A 478-nucleotide genomic window follows, 5' to 3' on the forward strand; every position below is an offset into this window, starting at 1 on the left:
GCGGGGTGGCGGGCGCGGGCCGGGGACCCTCGATGCCCTACGGGATCACTGCCAGCCGTTGGCGTCCGGCGACACGGTGCCGTCACCGCCCTCGTCGTCCCCGTTCCCGGTGCCCTCGTCGGTGTCCGCCTCCTCACCGGTGTCCCCGCCGGTCGGCAGGGGATCGCCGAGGGGCGCTCCCCAGGTCGCCGTCCGGTCCCCGCCGGGGCCGGGGAGGACTCCGGGGCCGGCGAGGGTGCCGGCCAGGAACATCACCGGCACCGCCAGCACCGCGATCGCCATCGCCGCCGGATCGGCCGAGCCGGTCGGTCGGCCGCCGCGGGAGAGCGCCGGTCGGGTCCGCCGGAGGAGTCGGCGCGCGGTGTCGGCCGTGGTGATGGTCGAACGCATCGTTGTTCCCTTTCACTCGCCGTTCCGGTCCGGCCCGCCGGGGGTGGCGTCCCGGCCCGGGCCTCGTTCCGTGGTGGAACCACGTTCC

Annotated in this window: 1 protein-coding gene; it reads right to left on the minus strand. The window is 77.0% G+C overall.

The features are described from left to right. Positions 1–45 precede the first annotated feature (45 nt). The gene (locus FOE67_RS28235) at positions 46–390 is read right to left on the minus strand and encodes a hypothetical protein (RefSeq protein WP_182667624.1); all 345 of its coding nucleotides are present in this window, start codon (positions 388–390) and stop codon (positions 46–48) included. Positions 391–478 lie beyond the last annotated feature (88 nt).

This window comes from Streptomyces calidiresistens, assembly GCF_014141525.1.
In the GTDB taxonomy this organism is placed as follows: domain Bacteria; phylum Actinomycetota; class Actinomycetes; order Streptomycetales; family Streptomycetaceae; genus Streptomyces; species Streptomyces calidiresistens.

What these genes read in the sequence shown, in the direction of transcription:
- FOE67_RS28235 (WP_182667624.1), bottom strand. Translation starts at nt 390, where the DNA reads ATGCGTTCGACCATCACCACGGCCGACACCGCGCGCCGACTCCTCCGG.